The following is a 23,663-nucleotide window of genomic DNA, read 5'->3' on the forward strand; positions in this document are numbered from 1 at the left end:
CGACGAAGGAGGACCCCGCAGCGCCGTGGGTGCTGGCCCTGACAAGCCGGCTACAGCGGAGCACGCGACCGGCCGCTTTTGGGCCGGGCACGCCCTCATCATCACCTAACTCTGGTCGAGCTTCTTCACCATCGTTAAGATCGTCGCCAGGGCCACGGTCTCGCCCGTCTCATCCACCACGTCTACAAGCCATTTGACTATCCCCCGCGCCACATCCGCCCCCTTGGGTGAATCCTCCGTCTTCGGCCGTTTCTCCTGATCCAATTTCTCGCGGCATGTGAACTTCACCTGGATGGTGGAGCCAGGGTACACCGGCTTCAGGAACCTGCACTCCTCGATGCCGTAGTTGAGCAGCACGGGGCCTTTTGGCGGATCCACGAAGAGGCCCGCCGCTCGGCTGAGGATGAAGTAGCCATGCGCCACGCGGCCGGTGAAGGGGGTGCCCTCGAGGCTGTTGGCGTCCATGTGCGCGTAGAAGCGGTCGCCGCTGAGCGCGGCGAAGTCCTCGATGTTCTGCAGCGTCACCAGGTGTTTCTCGCTGAGCAGCGTGTCGCCGATGTTCAGCTCCTCGAAGTGCAGGCGGAAGGGGTGCTTTTCGCTGATGTGGTAGCGCGCGCCCTGCTGGTACTGCTGGGTGAGGGCGGTGATGGTGGTGGGGCTGCCCTGGATGGCGGTGCGCTGCAGGTAGTGGAGCACGCCGCGCTTGCCGCCCATCTCCTCGCCGCCGCCCGCGCGGCCGGGACCGCCGTGTACGAGCGTGGCCAGCGGACTGCCGTGGCCGGTGTTCTCCTTGGCCATCTCGCGGTTCAGCACCAGCATGCGGCCGTGGTGGCTGGCGGCGCCCCACACGAACTGCTGGGCGGTCCTGTCATCGTAAGTGGCGATGGTGGCCACCAAGGAGCCCTTGCCGAGCTTGGTGAGGGCCACGGCATCGTCCAGGTCGGTGTAGGGCATCAATGTGCTCACCGGACCAAAGGCCTCCACGTTGTGGCTCTGCTGGTTCTTCCAGGGATCGGCATTGAGCAGCAGGATGGGGCTCATGAAGGCGCCCTTCGCCACATCGGCCCCGGTGACGTTCACGCTGTCGGGGTCGCCGTACACCACCTGCGAGGCCTTGAGCAGCTCGGCCAGCGCGCGCTTCACTTCCTCGCGCTGCGCCTTGCCCGCCAGCGCGCCCATGCGTACCCCCTCGGTGCGCGGGTCGCCGATCACGGTGCCGCCCAGGCGTTTGCCCAGGGCGATCTGCACGTCCTCGATGAGGTTCTGCGGCACCAGGATGCGGCGCGCGCCGGTGCAGCGCTGCCCGCACTTGAGGGTGATCTCGCGGCCCACCTCCTTGATGAAGAGCTCGTACTCCTCGGTGCCCGGCACGGCGTCGGGGCCGAGCACGATGGCGTTGAGGCTGTCGGCCTCCATGTTGAAGGGCACGCTCTCGTCGATGAGGCGGTCGTGGCGCTTGAGCATGCGGCCGGTGCTGGCGCTGCCGGTGAAGGTGACCACGTCCTGGTGCATCACGTGATCGAGCAGATCACCCGCGCTGCCCACGATCAGCTGCAGGGCGCCCTCGGGCAGGATGCCGCTGGCGATGATGTCCTTCACCATGGCCTCGGTGAGGTAGCTGGTGACGGTGGCGGGCTTCACCACGGCGGGCACGCCGGCCATCCAGTTGACGGCGCACTTCTCCAGCATGCCCCAGATGGGGAAGTTGAAGGCGTTGATGTGTACGGCCACGCCCTCCTTGGGCACCATGATGTGGTGGCCGATGAAGCTGCCGGTCTTGCTGGTCTTGATGGCCTCGCCGTCCACGTAGAAGGGCATGTTGCCCAGGGTGCGGCGCAAACTGGCGTTGGCGAAGAGGTTGCCGATGCCGCCTTCGATATCCACCCAGCTGTCGGCCTTGGTGGCGCCGGTGCGGTAGCTGATGGTGTAGTACTTCTCCTTGCGCTCCATCAGGTACAGGGCCAGGGCCTTGAGCATGCGTCCGCGCTCGGGGAAGGTCATCTTCCGGAGCTTGGGTCCGCCCACGGTGCGGGCGTAGTGGAGCATGGCGGCGAAGTCGAGGCCGCCGGAGGAGGTGGTGGCGACGAGCTCGCCGGTGGAGGCGTCAACGAGCTCGGCTTGCGGGCCGGTGCCGGCGACCCATTGGCCGGCGATGTAGTTCTGTAACTGGGTGCTCATGAGCGGAATGTAAAATGTAGAATGTAGAATGATGAAAGCTGAATGCTGCTCACCCGTTCCAAGTTGAGCGTTCTACATTCTACATTCTTCATTCCTGCCCTACAGGCCATCCAGGGGCCGGCTGCGTGGTTCTGGAGTTGCATGAGGTCCGCCTTCGCGCTGGTGCGCTTCGGCGTTCGAAGGCGAAGATCGGCACGGGAGGGCTATCCGCAGATGACGGGGTTCATCCGCAGATGACGCCGATGGCGCAGGACCTGTCCCGCCTTAGCGGGATGAATACCGGGCAGGACTGAGCTATCTGCGTCATCTGTGCCATCTGTGGAAAACCCATGGCGAGGGTCCGCGGATTAGCTTTGGGCTATGGACATCAAGACCTTCAAGCTCGAACTCTTGGAGCGCATCGCGCTGATCGATGATGAGGAGCGGCTGCTGGCCTTGAAGCGCGTGCTGGACAGCCCGCGCGGCTACGGCATTTCCAATGAGAGGATGAGCGTGATGAAGGAAGGTGAAGCCGGGTTCATACCGAAAGGGCAGCAGGCCTTCTCCCTGGACGAGGTCCGGGCCATCGTGGATGCGGTGCGCGAGGAATTCGAATTCGACCTGGACGCTGAACTTTCACCGGAAGAGGTGGCCGAACTGGAGAAGCGCGACCGTGAGATGGACAGTGGCCGGGTGAAGGGATACACTTGGGAGGAGGTGCAGCGCCTGCTGGATGGCGATCGCCAGAAGCAGCGGGGAGCGCGATGATCGTACGCTTCCATCCAGCGGCGCTTCAAGAGATGCGCGAAGCCGAATGGTACATCGAGGAGCGCCGACCAGGGTGGGGGGCGAAGTTCAGAGCAGAGGTGGCGGAGGTGATCCGCTTTGTGCTGGAAAGGGCGCATGCGCATGAGGGATCCCGCCATGGGGGCACCGGGTCCATGAAGGTCCGGCGTTTTCCATACCGGGTGTATTACCGGATCCTGCCCGATGAACTGAGGATACGGGCGGTATACCACGGCAAGCGCAAGCCAGCCGGGTGGTCTGGGCGCAAGTTCTAGCGAAGCACCCGCGCTGAAGTGCATGCACGTTGAGCATTGGCGTGTCCTCGACTACGGACGCTCCGGCCCCAATTCCCCCATCTCCCCACGCCCCAACCGCAGCCGCGCCTGGTGCATCTGCTCCTCGCTGCTCATCACGAAGGGGCCGCCGTACACGATGGGTTCGCGGTGGGGAGTGCCGGTGGCAAAGAGGAACTCCACGCCTTCCGCACCAGCGCTCACCTGCACCACATCGCCGCCCTCCGCGTAGGTCACCAGCGTCTGGGGCAGCAGGGGCTTCTCCAGCGTGGTCCCTGCGCCGCTCAGCGCGTACACGAAGGCCATCGTTTCCGCAGGAAGGGTGATGGCTTGGTTGGCGTGAAGCTGCACGTGCAGCAGCGTCACCGGTGTCACCAGATCGAAGGGGGAACGCTGGCCATCGAAGGACCCGGCCACCACGCGCACCCGGTGTTGCGCTGTCCGCACTTCAGGGATGCCCTGGGCGAAGGCATGCATGGCGCGCGGTGCTACCGTGCGGTCATCGGCAGCATGGTCGATCCAGATCTGGAAGCCGTGGCAATCCACGCCGGGCACGGTGGGGAACTCGTCGTGGTGGATGCCGCTGCCGGCCTGGGTCACATGCGCACCGCCGGGTTCGATCACGCTGCGGTCGCCCTGGCTGTCGCGGTTCAGGAAGGAACCGGCGCTGTCGGGCAGCATGTAGGTCATCACCGAGATGCCAGCGTGCGGGTGTGGCCCGAAGACAGGGCGCTCCATGTGGAACTCGGTGAGCACCAGGAAGGGCTCGATGCCGTAGCGGTGGGCCATGATGTCCACCCCGCGCAGGCCGGGGAAGGCCGGTTTGAAGGCCAGGGGGACGTGTTCACGGAGGGGCTTGTGCATGGTGTTCAAGGGTTGAGGCGTGCAGCGATGCGGGGGAGGAGCAGGGCACCCGCCATGGACACGAAGTGCATCGGCAGGGTGAGCATCGTGAAGGCGGCAGGCGTGGCCGAGCCGTCGGGCATGGGCTGGTTGAAGGTGCCCCAGAGGCTGAGCAACCCGAGCACCACGGTGCCGATGCTGTAGCCCACGCGGCCTTTGGCACCGAGCTTCTGCACGAAGAAGTAGATGATGCCGGCGACGATGAGCGGGATGAAGCTGCTCATGGTGATGCCCGTGGTATGTACGATCTGCGGGACGCTGAACCCGGTGATGGCTTCGTGCGCGGTCCGCCATGTCAGGCAGATCACGGCGGTGCCGGCACCGGCGATCAACGAGGCGAGGGAGGTCTGCTTGAAGGTGTACGTGGTGTTCATGGTTCGGGGTTGTTTGTGAGTAGTGCCGAAATGTGTTGCAACGAATAAAGGGTCAAAAAAAGGGGGCGTCATCCGCGGAGCTTGTCCAGCAGGTCGCTCAGCAGTTCGGCCTCCGCATCGGTCAGTCGCCCTTTCAGCGTTCTGGACTGCTCCTTCACCAGGTCGGTGATGGCATTGAGCTGTTCAAGGCCTTTGGGGGTAAGCCCGATGTCCACGCGCCGGCGGTCGCCCGCGCCCACCTCACGCACCACCCAGCCGAGGTCCACCAGCTTGTCCACCAGCCGCGTCACGTCCGGCGCCTTGTCCAACATCACTGCCTTGATGTCGCCGGGGCAAACGGGGTGGGGGTGGCGCCCCTTCAGGATGCGGAGCACGTTGAAGTGCTGCGGCTCGATGGGCAGGTCCTTGAACACGCCGCGCTGCATGTCGCGGAACCAGTTCGCCGTGTACTGCACGTTCAGCACCGCCTTCTGCGTGGCGCTGCCGAACTTCTGCTGGCGGATGGCTTCGGCGAACTTGGTGGGCATGACGGGGCAAAGGTAAGGGAATAATATGTTGCAACAAATGAACGACCGGTTGGCGGTCGCGGCCGGTCCGGTCGTGCACCTTCTGGTGCTGCCACAGCACCGTTGGTGTAGTTGACGGCCCAAACAGCGGACGGATCGCGCAACTTGCCTTCGATGACCAGCGCACCCGGTCCCGCCGTGCTCCTTCGCCTGCGCTGGCTGCAGCTGCGCCGGGCCTTCCCGCAATACGGTATCGTCCTGCTCGCGCTGGCCGTTGTCTTCGCGCTGGGTCTGATGCACCGCGCGGTGCTCTAGGACGCTGCCCATGCGGCCTACATCGCGGGTGGCGCACTGCTCACGGTCTGGGGCCTGCACCAGCGACGGCCCGACCTGCACTTCCTGCATCGCCACGTGCCACTGGCCCGCAAGGCCATGGCGGTGGAGTACGGCGCGTTGGTGCTGCCCGTGCTGCTGATGCTGGGCCTTGCCGGGGCGTGGGCCTCAGCGCTGGTGATCTTGGCGGCGGTCGCTTTGCCCTGGCTACCCGTGGTGCGCACCTCCGGTGTCCGTGGTAGCTGGCTCCGGCGTTGGATACCGACGCGGCTCTTCGAGTGGCGCGGCCTGGTGCAGGGCACACACCCGTGGGGACTGCTTGCGTGGCTGGTGGCCTTGGCGCTCTGCTGGTTGCCGGTGCTGCCGCTCTTCCTGCTAGGTGGTCTTGCCCTGATGGCCGCCGCTGCGCAGGAGCAGTGCGAGCCGCGCGCCATGTTGTTGGCCACGGCAGCCGATGCCCGCGCGCTGCTGCGGACGAAGGTGTTCGGTGCGCTGCGCCTCCTGCTCGTGCTGGAGCTGCCGGTGCTCCTCGCAGCCACGGTGTTCCGTCCCGAATGGTGGTGGGTGCACGTGGGCTTCGGCCTGGGCCTGCTCACGCTGGTGGCCTATGCCGTGGTGCTGAAGTACGCGAACTACCAGCCCAACGAGCGCCTGTCCGCCAATGGCGCCAACGTGTCCGTCGCCGCGCTCTTCGCCATCCTGCCCGGGCTCGGCGTGGTGCCGCTCGTCATGCTCCTCACCGAAGTGCCCAAGGCCCGCGCCAACCTCTCCGCCTATTTCCATGATCACGCTCGCTGAACTCCGCTGCGCCTACGGCGACAAGACCGTGCTGGACATCCCGGCCTATGACCTCACACCCGGTGTGCATGGGATCGTTGGCCTTAACGGAGCCGGCAAGACCACCTTCCTCAACGCGCTGTACGGCTTCGGACGCAATGCCGAAGCACGGGTGCGCTGGAACGACGCGGACATGGGCCACGGCAACACCGCGTTCCTGGAGACGGACACCTACTTCCATCCGGGCATCACGGGCCGCGAGTACCTGGAGCTCTTCATGAGCGGTCCGGCCGCCGCCGATGTGCGCATGCTGAACGAGTTGCTGGAAGTCCCGCTCGATGCGCTCATCACCACGTACTCCACGGGCATGAAGCGTAAGCTGGCCCTGCTCGGCGTGCTGAGCCTGGACAGGGAGGTGGTGCTGCTCGATGAGCCGATGAACGGCCTGGATCTGGCCTCGGTGCGCGTGCTCGAAGCGATCATCAAGCGACTGGCCGAGCGCGGACGCACGGTGATCATCACCTCGCACGTGCTGGGCCCGCTGATCGCCCTTTGCGACCGCATCCACCTCTTGCAACAGGGGCGCTTCACGCGCGTGTTCGAGCGCGGCCGCACCGAAGGCTTGGAAGCCGAGCTCTTCGCGGAACTGGATCGTCGTACCGATGATGTGGTCGCCCGGTGGGGTGGATAGCGCGAACGGTTCACCGGGCGCCGCGGAATGCACGGAGGATGGCATCTTTGTGCGAAGCGCGAACACCATGACCATCCAGCGTCTGCTCACGTACTTCCGTCTGGGTGAGAACGCCGAGGACCCGGCGGTGGCCCTGGAGACCATCGAGCGCAATGTGGTGTTCCGGGGGACCAATCTGCTCATCCTGGTCTTCGCGATCCTCATCGCGTCGGTGGGCCTCAACGTCAACTCGGCCGCGGTGATCATCGGTGCCATGTTGATCTCGCCGTTGATGGGGCCCATCGTGGGCATTGGGGCCGGTCTGGGGGTGCTTGACCTGAGGCTGGTGCGCAGGGCGTTGAAGAACCTGGGGTTCGCGGTGGGTGCCAGCGTGGTCACGTCCACGCTCTACTTCCTGGTCAGTCCGCTGGATGAGGCGTATTCGGAGATCCTGGCCCGCACCAATCCCACCATCTGGGACGTGCTCATCGCCGCCGCCGGCGGCTTTGCGGGCATCATCGCGGCGGCGAGCAAGGACCGCGGCAATGTGGTGCCCGGCGTGGCCATCGCCACGGCGCTGATGCCGCCGCTGTGTACGGCGGGATTCGGGCTGGCGCATGCGAACTGGGCCTACTTCGCCGGGGCCCTGTTCCTGTTCCTCATCAACTCGGTCTTCATCAGCCTGGCGGCCTTCAGCACTGTCCGGTGGCTCAAGTACCCCACCCGGCAGTTCGCGGATGCGGTCATCCGGCGGCGGATCGTCCAGGTGGTCAGTGGCATCGTGGTGCTCACCGTGGCGCCCAGCATCTGGCTGGCGGTGCGGCTGGTGCAGCAGAACACCTTCAAGCAACGGGCGGACCGCTTCGTCGCGATGGAGACCGGCATCCCGGACAACTACCTCGTGCAGCGCACCGTGGACCCGGTGGGCCGCTCCATCGTGCTCACGTACATGGGGTCCGGGGTGGACAGCGTGCAGGAGGCGCAGCTCAGGCGGCGGTTGGATGTACACGGCCTTGCGGGGTGCGACCTGCAGGTCCGGACAGGGCTTTCCTTGAAGGAGCTCGGCCGTGAGGATCGTGCCCGAACGGCCGGATTGCAGCGCCAGCTGGACGAACAACGCGCGTTGATGGCGCAGCTCTCCACCATCAAGGACAGCCTCGCCCGGCGGGAGGCGTTCCGGGATGAGTTGATGCGCGAGGCCATGGCCCTGGAGCCCGACCTGCGCTGGCTTGTCGTGGTGGACCTGCCGGGCCAGGCGGATTCCCTGCCGCGCGTGGTGTCCGCCCGCTACATGCACTATCCCGATACCGTCCAGGTGGCCCGCATGGACCGCTGGCTGGCGCAGAAGCTGAACGGGAGGGGCCACACGCTGGTGATCGCCGCGGACAGCCTGCCGCGGCTCCCGGCCACCCCGCCGAAGCGAAAACGCTGAGCCGCATCGGTGCCCGGGAAGCGGGCGTCACGGCACCTGCTCCACCCGCGTGGTCGTAGGCGTGGTCCCCCCGATGGTCACCAGGACGGGGTCGCGGTCGTTGGCCGTTCCGGTGTACTTGACCACGCCGTCCAGGTTCACGTCCTCCGAGCGGTACTGGCCGGCGAGCGTGGCGGTGGGGTTCACGCCTCCAATGGCCTGCAGGATCGCGTCGCGGTCGTTGCCGGCGCCGGTGTAGCTCACGCGGTCATCGCCGCTCGCATTGCCGCACCAGAGGGTCCTTGTGCTGCCCACCGTCCGGCGCGGCAGATCGGTGTTCGGCGCTGGGCGTGCGTAACAGGTGGTGGTCGGTGAGCGGAGGTCGATCGTCCAGGTATCGAACAGGCCCATGCTGAGCGCCGATGCGGTCATCACGGCGAGGTGGTTGCGGTGGCGCACCACCACGTGATACAGGCCGGCCGTGGCGGGGAGCCGCAGCGCCGAGAAACCGTCCACGCTCACCACGTCGCCGTCGCGTTGCAGCAGGCCGTGGGCACTGGCCACGGTGGGGCCGGTGGGCGATGTGCGCAGCTCCACGCGCACCCAGTCCACGATGGCGTTGTTGCCTGTAACGTCAAGCACGGACGGTGCCACGGTCTCCCCACCAGGGCCGCCGTATATCGCGGAGTACGGTTCCGTGGAGGGGATCAGCCCGGCGGTGCGGAGGTCGTCGCGCATCAGGTTCGCGCCTTGCTCGTAGGCACCATCCAGCCATATCCGGGGTTGCACCGCCACCCAGGGCAGATCATAGCTCACCGTGATGTCGTCGAACGCAGCATAGGAGTTCCCAGTGCCCACTCCGCACACGAGCATGATGCCGAACTGTGCATTGGGCCCCAACCAGTTCGGTGGGACCGCTTGATACGGACTGACCTTGAACTCCCAATTCGGGAACTGGGAGAATGAGGTGATGTTGTTCGCGGTCACATACATACCCGTGGTCAGGTCCATCCAGCAGAGAATGACCCCTGCAGCGGCCGTGGCGGCCCCCGGCCCATAGACGTACATGTGGCCCGTGATGCGGTACATCCAGGTCGGGTCGTAGGGCAGCGGGTGAAAGAGGGGGCTGGAGTAGTTGGTCGGTGGTGGCGGCACGCTCAGGTCGTAGGACTCCTTCGCGATGCCGTAGCCGCCGTTGGTCCCCAGGACAAAGACCGGTGCACTTCCGGTCCAGGACCAGCCGACCGGTGGCGCCATTCCACCGGTGCCCTCGAAGTCCTCGGACAGCAGGGTCCCCTGGGCGAGCGCCCCGCCGGAACAACAAAGCACCATGCCGACGACGGAAAGGGTTCGCATGAACAGGCAGGGTGTGGCGAGGATCGGCAGATCGGCCATTGGACGCATGGACGTCATGGCAGTTGGGTGGTCCGCGTTGCGGTCGGAACCGTCCCCCCGATGGTCTGCAGGACCACATCGCGGTCGTTGGCGGCACCGGCGTATTTCACCACGCCATCCAGGTTCAGGTCCTCCATGCGGTATTGACCGCTCAGCGTCGCCGTGGGCACGCTGCCTCCGATGGTCTGCAGGATGGCATCCCGGTCGTTGGCCGCACCGGCGTACTTCACCGCGCCATCGAAGGTGGCATCGCCGGGCCAGAGCACCATGGTGCCGTTCACGAGCTGGCGGGCGTCAGTGCCCCAGGTGGGCGTGGAAGGCATGGTGAGGTCGATGGTGGCCGGTGTACTTGAGAGGGCCATGGGTGACGCGCTCATGCACCCCAGGTGGTTGCGGTGGCGGATGGCCACGTGGTAGTCGCCGGGCTCCAACGTGAAACGAACAGGTGAGAAACCGTCCATGTCCACCACATCGCCGTCGCGCTGCAGCAACACGTGGCGAGCGGCATGGATGATGGAGGGGTCGAGCGCGTCCCGCAGCTCCACCACCACACGGTCCACGATGGCATCGTTCCCGGTCATGGCCTGTTGTCCACCGGACCGGTCGCTGTAGTCGCCACCCGGTCGTGGATAAAGCAAGGATGAGTACGGGTCGGTGGAGGGTACCAGACCAGCGACGATGAGGTCATCCGTCATCAGTCCGCTCACCTGATCGTATGGCCCTCCCAGGAACACGCTGGGCGCAACGGCGATCGACGCAGGCATGTACTCCCACATATCGTTCACCGGTGTGGCCGAGGTGGACGTGCCGCTGGTCGTATTGAGCGCACCACAAGCGATGAACCCACTGCCGCCGATGCTGAAGGCCGCCGCTTCCCGGCGCCAACCACCGCCCAAGGTGGGTAGCGAACTCCAGGTGTTCGCCATGGGATCATAGCTCCTGAACGTGTTCTGGTGGTAGAGACTACCGCCCTGAACTCCGCCTCCGCAGTAGCCCTTGTTCCCGATCGCGAATGCCATGTGGGCCTGCAAATTGCCCACGTGCGGCATGGACTGGACGCCAGCCCATGAATCGCTCGCGGGATCGTAGCGATACACCAGACTGGTCGCCGTGGTGGTGCCGCCCGTATTGCCACCGGTGACATATCCCTTGTTCCCCAATGCGAAGCCCGCTGCGGCATGCACGGCCTGTCCGGACTTGCTCGTCTTTTGTGTCCAGGCATTGGTCTGCGGATCGTACTCCCAGAGATCGTTCAAGCGGGTATTGTTCGCGAAACCGGTGGTCACGTAGATCTTTCCTTCCAGCCCGAAGGCGACAGTGGAAGCTCGCGGGACCGGCAGATCGGCCAGGGGGGACCACGCGTCGGCAAGTGGGTCGTAGGCCCAGAAGTTGCCTGTCGCTGTGTTCCTGAGGCCGTATCCTTTGCCGTCGACCGCAGCGGCCACCACCATGGTGCCGGGCAATGCCGCCTTGGCGGTCCATGCACGCAGTTCCGCGTCGTAAGCCCAGAGATCGGTATAGGTGGGGATCCCGCCATCACCTCCACCCAGATAGGCCGTGTTCCCGATGACGAACACGATCGGATCCTTTCGCGGCGGTGCAGGCAGGAAAGGTCGCTGCACCCATACACCGGTGGCGACAGGCGCTGACGGACCCAGCTCCCACAGATCGAAGTCCATCGGAGAATAACTGAACCCGCCGGTCACATAGGCCTTGCCTTGATGGGTGGTGGCCATGGCCCGCATGCGACCGTAGCTGGACCAGAGGTACGGCGCCGTGCTCCAACTGTCCGCCACGGGTTCGTATGCGAAAAAGTCCTTCACCTGGCTTCCGCCGGTATCACCAAGACCGACGAATCCTCGGCCGTTCAAGACGAAAGCCGATGCATCCGTGCGCGGTGTTCCGGGAAAGGAGGCCTTCGTCGTCCAGGTGTTCGATACCGGATCATACGCCCACAACTGTGCGGAGCCGTTGCGCACGACGTAGCCCTTGCCGGCCAGCGCGAAAGCCACACCGCCGCTGATGGAGGAAGGCATGTTCGCCCTGGGTGTCCACGTGTTGGCCGCGGGTTCCCATTCCCACAGATCGTTCTTGTTCAGGAGGCCGTCATTTCCACCACCGATGTAGACCTTGCCATTGATCGTGAAGGCGATCGCGTTGGAGCGCGGACCGCCCGGAAAGGCATAGCTCTGGTCAAAATATCCGCTGCTCCCGTTCAAGCGATGGATGTCGGACAATGCGGGCCACCCGGCACCTTGATCACCGAGTCCGACATAGGCATGCTGGCCGATGGTGACCGCAATGGCGTTCCGGCGTGCACCACCTGGCACAGCCTGGCAGATGTTCACCGCGTTCGTCACCGGATCGAAGCAGTACAGCAGATCGCTAGGTGAGTTGTTCGTTTCCCCCGTACCGAAGTACAGCTGGTCGCCCAATGAAAAGGCGACACCACCATACGTATAGGGTGTTCCGCTCACGCTGGGCGCCTTGTGGAACCACTCGAGCGCGGGCTGCGACATGACCGTGCTCACCAACAGGGCCGAGCATGCTCCGAGCAATGGGAGCCGAACGGTCATCAGCTTCATGGCAATTGCTGTGTGCGTGTCGCCGTAGGAACCGCCCCGCCGATGGCCTGCAGGATGACGTCGCGATCGTTATCGCTGCCAGCGTATTTCACCACCCCGTCCAGGTTCAGGTCCTCCGGGAGGTATTGTCCGTTGACCGTGTTCGTGGGAACGGAACCTCCGATGGCGGTGAGCACGGCATCCCGGTCGTTGCTGCTGCCGCTGTACTTCACCCGGTCATCGAGCACGGCATTGCCGGCCCACAAGGTGCGCACGGCACCCACGGTCCGGCGCGGGTCGTCCGTGAACGGAGCGGGCAGGATGGCACATGCGGTCTGGGGCAGGCGCGTATCCCAGTTCACCGGAGCGCCAGAGAAGTTCAAGGGAGCTGCGCTCATCACGGCCAAGTGATTGCGGTGCCGGAGGGTGACATGATAGTTCCCGGGGCCGGTGGGGAATGCGACCGGGGACACGCCATCGGTATCCACGATATCGCCATCCCGTTGGATCAATGCATGCCGATGGGCCACAGGGGTGGAAGAAGTGACATCGGACCGCAGTTCGAGCCGCACCCAGTCCACGATGGCATCCGGGCCGGTGACAGCGAGCACGGACGGAGCGACCTGCTCGCCGCCCACACCTCCATACACGGCTGAATAGGGTTCCGTGGCGGGGACCAGTCCTGCGGCGTTCAGGTCCGCACGCATCATCAGCGTGTTGGTGTCATAGGCTCCGTCCAGAAAAGCGGCCGCGTTGAGGACGGCACCTGAGCCGTCCGCACGGATCATCAGGTTGTCGAACCAGACCGGTCCGGTCTGATCGTCCGCCATGGACCCGAGCAGAATGGCCAGGCCCTCACCGGGCGCCAGGCCCGACACGGTACACGTGTGCTCATAGTAGGTCCAGTCCGTGGTGACCGGGGCCACCACGTTCGCACAGGGCATGTTCTGGTCGTAGGTGTAGGAGCTCGCCGACGTCATTTTTCCGAAGATCGACCGGTAGTACGCGGTCGCGGTCCCGTATCCCGGGGGGCGTTTGGCCCAGAAGGACACGGTGACGACGGTGCCGTTCGGATAGCCGAACAGCTCCTCGTAGAAGAGCGGGGTCGCAAAGGCGTAGTCGAAACACGCCTGCATGTCCACGGCATCGGCGGACATGCTCAGGACCTGGTCACCACCCAGGGGAGGTACATCCGTGGTGGTCTCCACGAAGCCCGCGGAAGGGCACGTGGTGAACCAGGTTCCGTTCAGCTCGAATCCGGGGTCAATGAATTGACCGGCCACCAACCCCGGTACCATGGCGAATAGCAGGAGGGGGGCGTGTCCGGGGCTTGGGGTCATGGTCAGAAGACGCTTCCGGCCTGGTTTGGTTGCCGTGCGCACCTGCGATCCTTCAATGCACCAGCGACAGGTGGAACCGTGCCTCGCCGACCTGCAAGAGGTACATGCCCGCAGGGAGGTGACCGGCCCGGATGGAAAGCAGACCATCGCGGAACTGCTGCCCCGCATTGATCGGCCGTCCCTGCACATCGAAGAGCCTTGCTGCGATCGTGGCATCCACAGGGGCCACAAGGAACTCGTCCACCGACGGGTTCGGCCAGACGCTGATCGCCGGCCCCTCCACCGGTTCATCGAAGCCCGTACCGGTGCAATGCTCAAAGGCACCGATATCGAGCGTGGCCTGCTGGCAGCGCAGGATGCCGTCAGCGGGATGCACGTATTCGTACCACGCCACCAGCGGGTACCCGTTGTGTGCGATGCCCGCCGGAACGCCACCGCTTTGCGCCGGGGAGCCCAAGGGGATGTGGTGGTCGTACGCGAGCGGGTCGGCGAACTGCAGGCTGGCGATGTCGGTTGTGATCAGGTTGGCCATGGTGTCCGCGCCGAAGGGCAGCACCCCGCCGGCCATGAAGTCCCCTGGCCCGGCGCAGATGTTGTTCCAGGCCTTCAGCAGCACGCTGTTGGGCATGGCCAGGTAGTTGCCCGTGGCCCGCTCGTTCACGAAGGTGTTGCTGATGACGTACAGCCGCTGCGGGCCAGGATTGGAAAGGCTCTCCACACCGTAACCCAGCAGGTTGCCGTTCTGCCCCTGCGGCCCCTGCTGCACCACGTTCCCGATCACAAAGGCCTGACCGCCGTCGGGCAGGTCGATCTCGCGGCTCGCGGTGCCATCGGCCTCGTTGCTGAAGCGGTTATACGCGATGATGTTGACGTGCGCCCTGCTTTTCAGCTCCTGCCCCACATGCGCATGGTGGCTGTAGTTGAAGCGGAAGTGGAGCGTGTCCACATGGTTGATGTACAGGTTGTGCGAGAAGCCGTCGCCGAAACCGTTGTACCCGAACTCGCTGTATTCAATGGTGATGGTGCTCGGGTTCACCGTGCCGGCCAGGATGCCGTTCTCATTGTGGTGGAACCGGCAGTGGCGCACGATGAGGTCATGCCCTTCCTGCCGGATGCCGGCGCCGTTGTTCGACGTGGAGGTGCACTCGGAGAACTCGATCCATTCGATGGTCGTTCGGTCCCCCTGCAGCACCCAGATGGCCTTGTCGCCCCAGCTGAGGCCGTTGCTCTCCAACTGGGCGAAGCCGCCCACACCGCGCAGCAGCAGGTCATGGGCCTGCCAGCGCGCGACATCGCCCGCGTACACGCCGGCTTCGATGTTCACCGTGTCGCCGTCGTTGACCAGCGTGGAGACCTGGCTGGGCAGGGTGTGGGCCTGGCCGGGGCCGACCAGCCAGATGGTGCACGGGGCGGGTCCCGGAAGCAGGAGCAACGCGAGGAATGAATGGGAGCGCATGCTTCCGAAGGTAATCCAGGCGTGGGATGTGAACGGGTCGTGGCGGACCGTTACGCCAGCAGGAGGGCGATCACGGTGGTGAGCAGGATGGCGCTGAAGCCGATGCCGACGTCCCGTCGGAGACTGCGCTCGCCGAAGATGAGCACCAACCCGAACTTCATCACGGTGTTCGACACGGTGGCGAGCAGGATCGCTGCCGCGCGCTGGGCCTCGGGCAGTTCGCCTTTGTGGGCGATGGACAGGGTGATGGCATCCATGTCCGTGGCGCCGAAAAGCAATGCCCCCGCGTACAGGCCCTGCTCGGGATAGTGCGCGGTGGCCAGCATCATCAGCCATTGCACCAGCATGTACACCGCACCGAACTGCAGGGCCACGGCGAAGTTCAGCGGGTTGGTCACCTGCAACGCCGCCGGCTCATCGGTGCGATGGTCGGCACGGCGCCAGAGCAGGACGGCGGCCAGGACGGCGGTGGCGGTGATGGCGAGGATGGAGGGGAGCGCGTGCAGGGCGAGGTTCCGGTCCACCACACCGATCTCCAGCAGGATGCGCGGATACAGCACGGCGGTGGAGGCCACGATGCCCACGGCGGCCAGCCGCCTGCCCGACACGGTGCCGGCGCGTGAACGGCGGGAGAGGCTGAGGGTCACCGCCGTGCTGCTCACCAGACCGCCCACCAGGCCTTCGAACAGCGTGCCCTTTCGTCCGCCGAAGATCTTCACGAGCAGGTAGCCTGCGAGGCTGATCCCGGTCACCAGGATCACCATCGTCCAGATCTCGCGCAGGTCCCATACGCCGTTCGGGCCATACCCGCCACGGGGAAGGAAGGGCAGCACCAGGGCCGAGATGATGGTGAACTGGATGAACGCGCGGATGTCGGCGGGGGAGAGGGTGGCGATGAAGGTGTGGAGCCGCATCTTCAGCGTGAGCAGGCTCACGACCAGGACGGTGATGGTGGTGGCCAGGAGGATGTGGTCCTCGAACACCAGCGCGCCCAGCAGGAACGCGATGATGCCGGCCAGCTCGGTGGTGATGCCGAAGCTCGCCGACCGTGCCATCATCACGTACGAGGCCACCACCATGGCGAAGAGGCCTGCGAACCCGGTCACGATGACGGCCTGGCCGTAGTGTTCAGCGAGCAGCGCGCTGAGGAAGCCCAGCAGGGCGATCAGCGGGTAGGTGCGCACCCCGGCGAACTGCTCCTCCTTGTCCACCACGCGCTTGGAGTATTCGCGCTCAAGCCCGATGAGCAGCCCGATGCCGAGGGTGATCAGCAGACGCACCAGCAGGGCGTGCGGACCGGTGCCGGGTTCAAGAAAGGGGTCCATGGTGACAGGTAGAAAGGTCGGAACTCCGGCCGTTCCGGCCAAGGATGCGCCTCAGGACCTCCGGAAGCGCAGGTCAGTGGCGCTTCTGCTCATCCGCTCCGCACCGCGTGGATCCACGCGTCCGCCACGCTTACATCGCTACCGTGGCTTGATGCTGCTCGATCGTTGATGATGGCTTGGAATGACAGCGGATGCGCGAGGACGAACCCGTGCAAGGGTGTGCTTCCCTGGATGGTAAATTGGCCCGGACAACGACCCGGCGTACATGCATCCCGATCCGGTCATAGCTGCCTTCCAGCGTGTGCAGCCGCTGCCTGATGAGGCGATCGCGGACCTGGAGAAGATCATTTCAGAGGAGCATCTGCGAAAGGGCACGGAGCTCCTGCGCATCGGCCAGGTCGCGCGCAACATGTTCTTCATCCGCAACGGACTGGCACGGGTATACTACCACCGTCAGGACAAGGAGGTGACCGACTATTTCGCGATCGACGGTCAGTTCATCGGTGCGGTGCCCAGCCTGATCACCCAGCAGCCTTCGCACAAAGCGATCCACCTGGTCGAGGATTCGGATGTGCTGATGTTCCCGGTCAAGGCGCTGGACGAGCTTTGCGCAAGGCATCATGATCTCGAGCGTGCCTCCCGGCGCATGGCGCTGTTCGGCATGCTCCAAGGGCAGGAACGGATCGAGAGCCTGCGTTTCCATTCGGCAGCGGAGCGCTATGCCTTGTTGGAGCGCACGTACCCCGGGATCACCAATCGCTGTCCGTTGCACTACATCGCCTCCTATCTGAACACCACACCGGTCAGCATCAGTCGCATCCGCGCCGGGGTTCAGTAGGTTCAGGCGCTGGATCGCACTTATTTACATAGGTAAAGTGGACCGTGTCAGGGCCGGGGAACATTTGTCCCCGTCATGGAACAACGGCACTTCACCATTCTCGGAGGGGGCATCGCCGGCCTCACCACAGCGATCGCCCTGGAGAGGTCCGGCATGTCCGTCTCCGTGTTCGAGGCCGCACCGGAGATGCGACCCATCGGCGCGGGCCTTGGTCTGGCCGCGAACGCGATCAGTGCGCTCGATGCACTGGGCCTGAAGGAGCGCACATGTGCGGTGGCCCGCGAGCTGCATGGCCTTGCCATCCTGGATGAGCGCGGTCGTACGATAACCAGAATGGAACGACCGGCAGGGACCGGGTCGGAACAGTATTCCATCCATCGTGCCGACCTGCAGTCCATCCTGCTCGCTGAGCTGCGGAGCACGCCGATCCAGCTCGGAAAACGCGCGGTATCGGTATCCCAGGACGGATCCGGGGTCACCGTTCACTTTGCCGATGGATCGGTACACCGCGCGGAGCACCTCATCATCGCCGATGGGGTCCGATCCGCCTCACGCGCTTTCCTGCTTCCGCACGTGAAGCCCCGGTATGCGGGATACACGTGCTGGCGGGGGGTGGTCCATGCCCCTGACCTGCGCGTGGAGCAGGCTACGGAGACCTGGGGGCGGAAGGGCCGCTTTGGCATCGTTCCGCTTTCCGGAGACCGCATCTACTGGTTCGCCACCGTGAACAGCAGCGGGCAGAATGAGCGCCACCGGGATTTCCGCATCCACGACCTGGTGCTGCACTTCGCGGACTACCATGCACCCATTACGGACATCCTTGCACGGACCACGGACGAGGAATTGTTGTGGGACGATATCCATGACCTGGCGCCCTTGGCCCGCTTCGCGTTCGATCGCATCCTGCTGATCGGTGATGCGGCACACGCCACTACGCCCAATATGGGGCAGGGAGCCTGTCAGGCGATCGAGGATGCCGCTGTGCTGGCAGGCATACTGCGCGGTGGATCCGACGTGGTGAGCGCCTTCGAGCGCTTCCAGGAGGTTCGGTGGCCGCGCACGAAATGGGTCACGGATTCCTCTTGGAGGTTGGGGCGCATCGCACAATGGGAGGATCCCTTGGCCATCCGGCTTCGCAACGGGCTGTTCCGCATGCTGCCGGCATCGATCAATGAGGCTTCGATGCGACACTTGGCCGATGTTCAATTCGACCCGGTGCCCGAGAAGGACGGCTACACCCGCATGATCACCGAGTGAAACGGATCACCATGGACATCAACGACTACAACCGGCTCGTGAGAATGCATTCCAATGCCCTCCTCCGCTTCACCCTGCGCCTTGTTCGCGATCGGGATGAAGCGAAGGACCTGGTGCAGGAGGCGTTCCTGCGCCTCTGGATGAACGTGGACGGTGTGGATGCGTCAAAAGGGCGCAGTTACCTTTTCACCACGGCCAGGAATCTCGTCATCGATCGGAAACGCCGGCGCAAGTTCCTTGTGCACTTTGAGAGTTGGCACCACGATCACCACGCCTGCCTGCAGCCAGCTGCCGGTGTGAAGGAAGTGCTGGACAGGGCCATGGACAGGCTGCCTCCCCATCAACGTCGGCTGTTGCAATTGCGGGCCATTGAGGGACACAGCTATAAGGAACTTGCGGCCCGGACAGGTATGGACATGGCCAGGGTGAAGGTCTATCTGCACAGGGCACGAAAAGCAGTGCAGACACACATCGGTGATCCCGGTCTCGTGGTGTAATGGAATCAGCGTCGCACCGCATAGATCCACTCGTCCTCCATCTGGCCGTTCTTCACCAGCGTGCCCATGAGCTTCGCCTCCAAGGTGAAGCCGGCCTTCTCCAGGGCCTTCTGCGAGGCGATGTTCCTGCCAAAGGGCGTGGCGTAGATGCGCGTCACCTCGGGGAAGGCCGCGAAGCCCAGCGGCACCATCTGCCGGATCGCCTCGGTCATGATACCCTGGCCGCGATGTGCCGCCGCTAGCCAGTAGCCCAGCTCCAGGTTGCGGCGCCAGAGGTCGGCCTTGGGATGCAGCCCGATGGCGCCCACGCACGTGCCATCGATGTCGATGCAACGGCGCAGCGGAACAGGCTTCATCGCTTCCTCCAGGAAGCCACGGCCATGCTGCTCGGTATAGGGATGCGGGAAGGCGTCGGTGAGGTTGGCGGCGACCGTGGGGTCGTTGGCATGCTTCACCAGCGCGGCCAGGTCATCGGGGCGGAAGGGGCGGAGGGTGAAGTTCATGAGGCTATGAAGTGGTGAGCGTCGAGTAGTGAGTGGCGAGTGAAATGCCCCCAAAGGAACGCTTGTCGTCGGGGCATTTCACTCGCCGCTCAACGGCCGTAGGCCGAACTCGCCACTCGCCACTCTGATGCCTTTCAACCCTCAGAATTTCGGCGTCACACCCATATTGTGGAAGAAGAACGCCCACTTGTCGGCCTGCTCGGCGATGATCTTGCTGGTGGGTTTGCCCGCGCCGTGGCCGGCCTGGGTCTCCACACGGATCAGCACGGGGGCATCACCCTGCTGGGCGGGTTGCAGCGCACTGATGAACTTGAAGCTGTGCGCGGGCACCACGCGGTCGTCGTGGTCGGCGGTCATCACCATCGTGGCCGGATAGTTCGCGGGCTTCACGCTGTGCAGCGGGCTGTAGGCCTTCAGGTAGGCGAACTCCTCGGGGCTGGTCTCCGCGTTGCCATACTCGGGCGTCCAGCCGAAGCCGGCGGTGAATTTCTGGAAGCGCAGCATGTCCAGCACGCCCACCTCGGGGAAGCACACGCCGAAGAGGTCGGGACGCTGCGTCATCACCGCGCCAACGAGCAGGCCGCCGTTGCTGCCACCATTGATGCCCAGGTGCGGCGTGTCGGTCCACTTCCCGGCGATCAGGTATTCCGCCGCGGCGATGAAGTCATCGAACACGTTCTGCTTCTTCTCCTTCATGCCGGCCTTGTGCCAGTCCTCGCCGTACTCACCACCGCCGCGCAGGTTGGCCAGTGCGAACACACCACCTTGCTCCAGCAGCAGCATGCGGCTGGTGCTGAAGCTGGGGGTGAGGCTGACGTTGAAGCCACCATAGGCATAAAGCAGCGTGGGGTTCTTGCCGTTCTTCTCCACGCCCTTCTTGTGCACGATGAACATGGGCACCTTCGTGCCGTCCTTGCTGGTGTAGAACACCTGTTCGGTGACGAAGTCGCTCGGGTCGAACTTCAGCTCGGGACGGAACCACACCTCGCTCTTGCCGGTGGCGTAGTCGTACTTGTAGATGCTGCCGGGGTCGGTGAAGCTGGTGAAGCTGTAGAAGCTGAAGGTGTCGCCACGCTTGCCGCCGAAGCCGCCCGCGCTGCCGATGTCGGGCAGTGCGATCTCCTGCTTGTCCGTGCCATCGAGCTTCATGCGGTGGAAACGGCTGGTGGCGTCCTTCAGGTATTCCGCGAAGAGCAGTCCGCCGCCAGTGCTCACGCTCTGCAGCAGTTCCGGGGCCTGGGGGATGATGTCCTTCCAGTTCTCTTTGGCGGGGTTCTTCGGGTCCACCTCCACCAGGCGGTAGTTGGGCGCGTCCACCTCGGTCATCACCAGGAACTTGCCGGTGGCGGGCACGAAGTCGATGATGCTCGTCTTGTGGTCGAAGCCGGTCTGCAGGGGCACCCACTTCGTGGCCGGGGTGGGGATGCCACCCGTGCGCAGGTCGTGGAAGTACATCTCGAAGCCGTCGGTGCCGGTGCTCACGTACAGCGTGGCGAACTCCTCAGCCTCGGTGACGCCGGCGCCCACATAGAGATCGCCGTTCTGTTTGTTCTCCCACACGAGCACATCCTTCTCCTGCGGATCGCCTAGCTTGTGGTAGTACACCTTTTGGAACTTGCTGGCGGCGCTCAGTTCGGTGCCCTTGGCGGGGGTGGGGTAGCGGCTGTAGAAGAAACCGTCCTTGTACCACGAGGCCCCGCTGAACTTGCTCCACTTGAGCAGGTCGGTGGTGGGCTGCAGGGTGCTGAGGTCGTACACCATGATCTCCTGCCAGTCGCTGCCGGCCTTCTGCACGCTCACCGCCATGTAGCGGTCGTCGTGGCTGGTGCCGATGGGGCTGTAGGTGGTGGTGCCGGCGGGGTCGAGCGCGTTGGGGTCGATGAAGACCTTGTCCTCGCCATCGAGGCCCTTGCGCACGTAGATCACGCTCTGGTTCTGCAGGCCGCTGTTCTTCCACACGAAGTAGAGCTCGCCCACACGCATGGGGCCGCCCACCTTGGGGAAGTTGTACAGCTCCTCATAGCGCTTGGCGAGGCTGTCGCGGAAGGGGATCTTGGCCAGGAAGCCGTTGGTGACGGCGTTCTGCGCCTTCACCCATGCGGCGGTCTCGGCGCTGGTGTCGTTCTCCAGCCAGCGGTACGGGTCGGCGATCCAGGTGCCGTGCAGGCTGTCGCCGGCGGTGCTGTCCTTGCGGGTCTCGGGGTAGGCGATCTTCTCCACGGTGGTCGTCTTCTCGGGTTGCTGCGGCGACCCGCAGGCGGCCAGCAGGAGCACTGCGGGCAGGATGGGCTGTTTCATGACCGGGTTTGGGACGGCGAAAATAGCCGCCACCGGGCCGCCGGGGCCGGGACAAGCAGGGACGGACGGTTGGTTCAGGCCACCTTGCGGCGGCCGACCTTGTGGCCGCGCAGCTCGTAGTGCGTGCCGGCCACGGGCAGCAGATCGATGTCGGCATCCAGCTGGCCGGCCAGGGTGTGGATCAGCTCCATGCCCAGGCTGTTGGGCCGTTCCCATTTGTCGCGACCGGGGATGCCGGGTCCGTCGTCGCCGATGCGCAACAGCAGGCCGTCCTCCTCACTGCCGCTGAGGTGCACGGTGAGCGTGCCCTCCATCCGCCCTTTGAAGGCGTACTTGAAGCTGTTGCTGATGATCTCGTTGATGAGCAGGCCGAGCGGAACCAGCGTGTCCACCCCCAGCGTGCGCACCTGGATGTCGATGTCCTGCCGGAGGCGGACGCCCACGGCATAGGCATGGATCAGGTCGCGCACGAGGCTTTCCAGGTAGGACCGTACGTCGATGTTCGCCAGGTCCTTGCTGAGGTAGGTCTGCTCATGCACGAGGGCCATGGCGCTCACGCGGGTGATGCACTCGTTGAACAGCTCCTTCACGCGGGGGTCGTCCACCTGGTCGGTCTGGAAGCGGATGAGGCTCTTGACGATCTGCAGGTTGTTCTTCACGCGGTGATGGATCTCCTTCAGCATCACCTCCTTCTCCTCCTTGCTGAGCATCGTTTCACGGAGCTCCCGGTTGGTCTGTTCGAGCCGTTGTTTCGCCTCAGCGAGCTGATCGCCGCGCTGGCGGCTGTCCACGAGAAGCCTGCGGTTCATGCCCACGAGCAGGGCGAACACGACGGCCATCAGGCACGACAGGAACATGAGCACCTGGGCCTCGTCCCAGCGACGGCTGAGCTGGGCGGAATGGACGCTGAGCCCCTGCTCATGGACGGCGCGGGCAGTGCGGTCGATGGTCTTGGAGGCGCGTTGGGCCACCAGCTGGAGGATGGCCTGCACCGTACGTTCCTCGCGAAGGTCGACCGCCTGCACCTCGGCGAGATGGTGCAGTGAATCGGCCTGGTCGAAGGCGAGCAGCAGCCTGGGGCGCAGTTCGGTCATGCCGGGCTCCTGGCTGAACCGGGCCGCGGTGCGGTCGAGGTCGGCGCGCAGACCGGTCATCCGTTCCTCCCAGTGGCCGCGGCCGGTGTGGAGGTCCACCCGGTGCATGGTGGCGAGTTCGCTCACCGCGCGGCTCATCCGGGCCAGGGCGTCGAGCAGTTCCACTTCGGCGCCCATGCGCTGTTGCACGTCACGCGCACGGGAGACCAGGTGAAGGTCGAAGGAGATGAAGAGGACCGCCAGCACGGTGGCGACGATCGGCCAGAAACGATGGGAGCGGTGGTCCAAGGGGGAGCGTTGGCGTCCGGTTCAACGGAGGCCACGGCCCGGAGGTTGCCCCGGATCAGGGCGCGGTGCGGAGCAGGGCGCCGAAGTTCCTGAGGAGCCCCTCGCCCTTCTGCCGGGCCAGCGCGCGGATCTCGGCGAGGAGCCCGGAGGCCGTACGGGCGGACAGGCCCGGGGGGCGCCTGGCCGCGGGGCCGCCGGCGGTGATCACGCCGAGGTCCGTGCCGCCGCGCATGGCGCTGCGGTTGCCGGTGTGACGGAAGGGACCGATGCTCACCTCACAACCGCCGTTGGTGGCGATGATCCGCACCCGGTAGCTCACCCGGCCCATGGTCTCCTCCCGTCCGGTGATGTCCTTGGACCGGAAGTTGAAATGAGCGCTGCCTTCCAGATGGTCGGGCCGCTCATCGGCAGGGCCCAGCGAGGCCCCGGGTTCCCGACCGAAGGTCTGCGCCCAGGCCTGCTGCGCCCGTTCGATCACCTGCGTCCGGCTCAGGGGCAGGCTGTAGGCGGTGGTGATCATCAGGGCCTGCGTGCTGTCCGCCTGCGCCCGCAGCCCGAACGTCCCTGCGAGGGAGCATAGCAAGATCAGGCCGCGCAT

General features: G+C 64.9%; 22 protein-coding genes. 9 read left to right on the top strand and 13 right to left on the bottom strand.

The genetic code is table 11. The features are described from left to right. Window positions 1-105: 105 nt before the first annotated feature. On the bottom strand, window positions 106-2,178 hold the full coding sequence (paaZ, locus tag IPM49_17885; GenBank protein ID MBK9276392.1) for a phenylacetic acid degradation bifunctional protein PaaZ: 2,073 nt from the start codon (window positions 2,176-2,178) through the stop codon (window positions 106-108). Between the two features lie 360 nt (window positions 2,179-2,538). Here paaZ and IPM49_17890 point away from each other — a divergent pair, with 360 nt between their 5' ends. Together IPM49_17890 and IPM49_17895 are read left to right on the top strand one after the other, a co-directional pair. Then, complete coding sequence (locus IPM49_17890) at window positions 2,539-2,925, top strand: addiction module protein (protein MBK9276393.1); 387 nt, start codon at window positions 2,539-2,541, stop codon at window positions 2,923-2,925. Further along, window positions 2,922-3,218 (top strand): type II toxin-antitoxin system RelE/ParE family toxin, encoded by a 297-nt coding sequence (locus tag IPM49_17895; protein MBK9276394.1) that lies wholly within the window; start codon window positions 2,922-2,924, stop codon window positions 3,216-3,218. Before IPM49_17890 ends, IPM49_17895 begins: the two co-directional genes overlap by 4 nt. 51 nt (window positions 3,219-3,269) lie before the next feature. Here the strand turns inward: IPM49_17895 and IPM49_17900 are convergent, their stop codons facing one another. From IPM49_17900 to IPM49_17910, 3 genes are all read right to left on the bottom strand, one after another. Then, entirely contained in the window at window positions 3,270-4,100 is an 831-nt protein-coding gene (locus IPM49_17900) for a pirin family protein (protein ID MBK9276395.1), read from the bottom strand. 5 nt (window positions 4,101-4,105) lie between these two features. Further along, window positions 4,106-4,513, bottom strand: coding sequence for a hypothetical protein (locus IPM49_17905; GenBank protein MBK9276396.1), 408 nt, complete (start codon window positions 4,511-4,513; stop codon window positions 4,106-4,108). Between the two features lie 68 nt (window positions 4,514-4,581). After that, window positions 4,582-5,040 (bottom strand): MarR family transcriptional regulator, encoded by a 459-nt coding sequence (locus tag IPM49_17910; protein ID MBK9276397.1) that lies wholly within the window; start codon window positions 5,038-5,040, stop codon window positions 4,582-4,584. A gap of 153 nt (window positions 5,041-5,193) precedes the next feature. Here IPM49_17910 and IPM49_17915 point away from each other — a divergent pair, with 153 nt between their 5' ends. From IPM49_17915 to IPM49_17930, 4 genes are all read left to right on the top strand, one after another. After that, window positions 5,194-5,334, top strand: coding sequence for a hypothetical protein (locus IPM49_17915; protein MBK9276398.1), 141 nt, complete (start codon window positions 5,194-5,196; stop codon window positions 5,332-5,334). 96 nt (window positions 5,335-5,430) lie between these two features. Next, entirely contained in the window at window positions 5,431-6,150 is a 720-nt protein-coding gene (locus IPM49_17920; GenBank protein MBK9276399.1) for a hypothetical protein, read from the top strand. Next, window positions 6,134-6,820: an ATP-binding cassette domain-containing protein gene (locus IPM49_17925; GenBank protein MBK9276400.1), complete on the top strand. Its 687-nt coding sequence runs from the start codon at window positions 6,134-6,136 to the stop codon at window positions 6,818-6,820. The genes IPM49_17920 and IPM49_17925 overlap by 17 nt, the downstream gene beginning before the upstream one ends. Further along, window positions 6,792-8,231 carry a DUF389 domain-containing protein gene (locus IPM49_17930; GenBank protein ID MBK9276401.1) on the top strand — a complete coding sequence of 480 codons (1,440 nt, stop codon included), beginning with the start codon at window positions 6,792-6,794 and terminating at the stop codon, window positions 8,229-8,231. Before IPM49_17925 ends, IPM49_17930 begins: the two co-directional genes overlap by 29 nt. A 27-nt stretch (window positions 8,232-8,258) precedes the next feature. Here the strand turns inward: IPM49_17930 and IPM49_17935 are convergent, their stop codons facing one another. From IPM49_17935 to IPM49_17955, 5 genes are read right to left on the bottom strand one after another with little or no spacing between them, the layout of a single operon-like run. Further along, window positions 8,259-9,566 carry a hypothetical protein gene (locus IPM49_17935; GenBank protein MBK9276402.1) on the bottom strand — a complete coding sequence of 436 codons (1,308 nt, stop codon included), beginning with the start codon at window positions 9,564-9,566 and terminating at the stop codon, window positions 8,259-8,261. A gap of 53 nt (window positions 9,567-9,619) precedes the next feature. Continuing rightward, entirely contained in the window at window positions 9,620-12,181 is a 2,562-nt protein-coding gene (locus IPM49_17940) for a hypothetical protein (GenBank protein ID MBK9276403.1), read from the bottom strand. Between the two features lie 5 nt (window positions 12,182-12,186). After that, on the bottom strand, window positions 12,187-13,509 hold the full coding sequence (locus IPM49_17945) for a hypothetical protein (GenBank protein ID MBK9276404.1): 1,323 nt from the start codon (window positions 13,507-13,509) through the stop codon (window positions 12,187-12,189). A 52-nt stretch (window positions 13,510-13,561) separates the two neighbouring features. Further along, window positions 13,562-14,965, bottom strand: a complete 1,404-nt coding sequence (locus tag IPM49_17950; protein ID MBK9276405.1) for a hypothetical protein — start codon at window positions 14,963-14,965, stop codon at window positions 13,562-13,564. Window positions 14,966-15,015: 50 nt separating this feature from the next. Further along, entirely contained in the window at window positions 15,016-16,290 is a 1,275-nt protein-coding gene (locus tag IPM49_17955) for an MgtC/SapB family protein (protein ID MBK9276406.1), read from the bottom strand. Window positions 16,291-16,555: 265 nt separating this feature from the next. On the opposite strand from IPM49_17955, the gene IPM49_17960 reads away from it, so the two are divergent. The 3 genes from IPM49_17960 (at window position 16,556) to IPM49_17970 (ending at window position 18,882) form a co-directional block, all read left to right on the top strand. Next, window positions 16,556-17,128, top strand: a complete 573-nt coding sequence (locus tag IPM49_17960) for a Crp/Fnr family transcriptional regulator (GenBank protein MBK9276407.1) — start codon at window positions 16,556-16,558, stop codon at window positions 17,126-17,128. A 75-nt stretch (window positions 17,129-17,203) separates the two neighbouring features. Continuing rightward, window positions 17,204-18,385 (top strand): FAD-dependent monooxygenase, encoded by a 1,182-nt coding sequence (locus IPM49_17965; GenBank protein MBK9276408.1) that lies wholly within the window; start codon window positions 17,204-17,206, stop codon window positions 18,383-18,385. 11 nt (window positions 18,386-18,396) lie between these two features. Further along, entirely contained in the window at window positions 18,397-18,882 is a 486-nt protein-coding gene (locus tag IPM49_17970; protein ID MBK9276409.1) for an RNA polymerase sigma factor, read from the top strand. A 5-nt stretch (window positions 18,883-18,887) separates the two neighbouring features. On the opposite strand, the gene IPM49_17975 is transcribed toward IPM49_17970, so the two are convergent. The 4 genes from IPM49_17975 to IPM49_17990 form a co-directional block, all read right to left on the bottom strand. Then, a complete protein-coding gene (locus tag IPM49_17975) occupies window positions 18,888-19,385 on the bottom strand; it encodes a GNAT family N-acetyltransferase (protein MBK9276410.1) in 498 nt (165 codons plus the stop codon). Between the two features lie 141 nt (window positions 19,386-19,526). After that, window positions 19,527-21,683: a S9 family peptidase gene (locus IPM49_17980; GenBank protein MBK9276411.1), complete on the bottom strand. Its 2,157-nt coding sequence runs from the start codon at window positions 21,681-21,683 to the stop codon at window positions 19,527-19,529. A gap of 74 nt (window positions 21,684-21,757) precedes the next feature. Beyond that, window positions 21,758-23,065, bottom strand: a complete 1,308-nt coding sequence (locus tag IPM49_17985) for a sensor histidine kinase (protein ID MBK9276412.1) — start codon at window positions 23,063-23,065, stop codon at window positions 21,758-21,760. A gap of 55 nt (window positions 23,066-23,120) precedes the next feature. Further along, window positions 23,121-23,663 carry a hypothetical protein gene (locus tag IPM49_17990; protein ID MBK9276413.1) on the bottom strand — a complete coding sequence of 181 codons (543 nt, stop codon included), beginning with the start codon at window positions 23,661-23,663 and terminating at the stop codon, window positions 23,121-23,123.

It is taken from the genome of Flavobacteriales bacterium (assembly GCA_016715895.1).
Classification (GTDB): domain Bacteria; phylum Bacteroidota; class Bacteroidia; order Flavobacteriales_F; family PHOS-HE28; genus PHOS-HE28.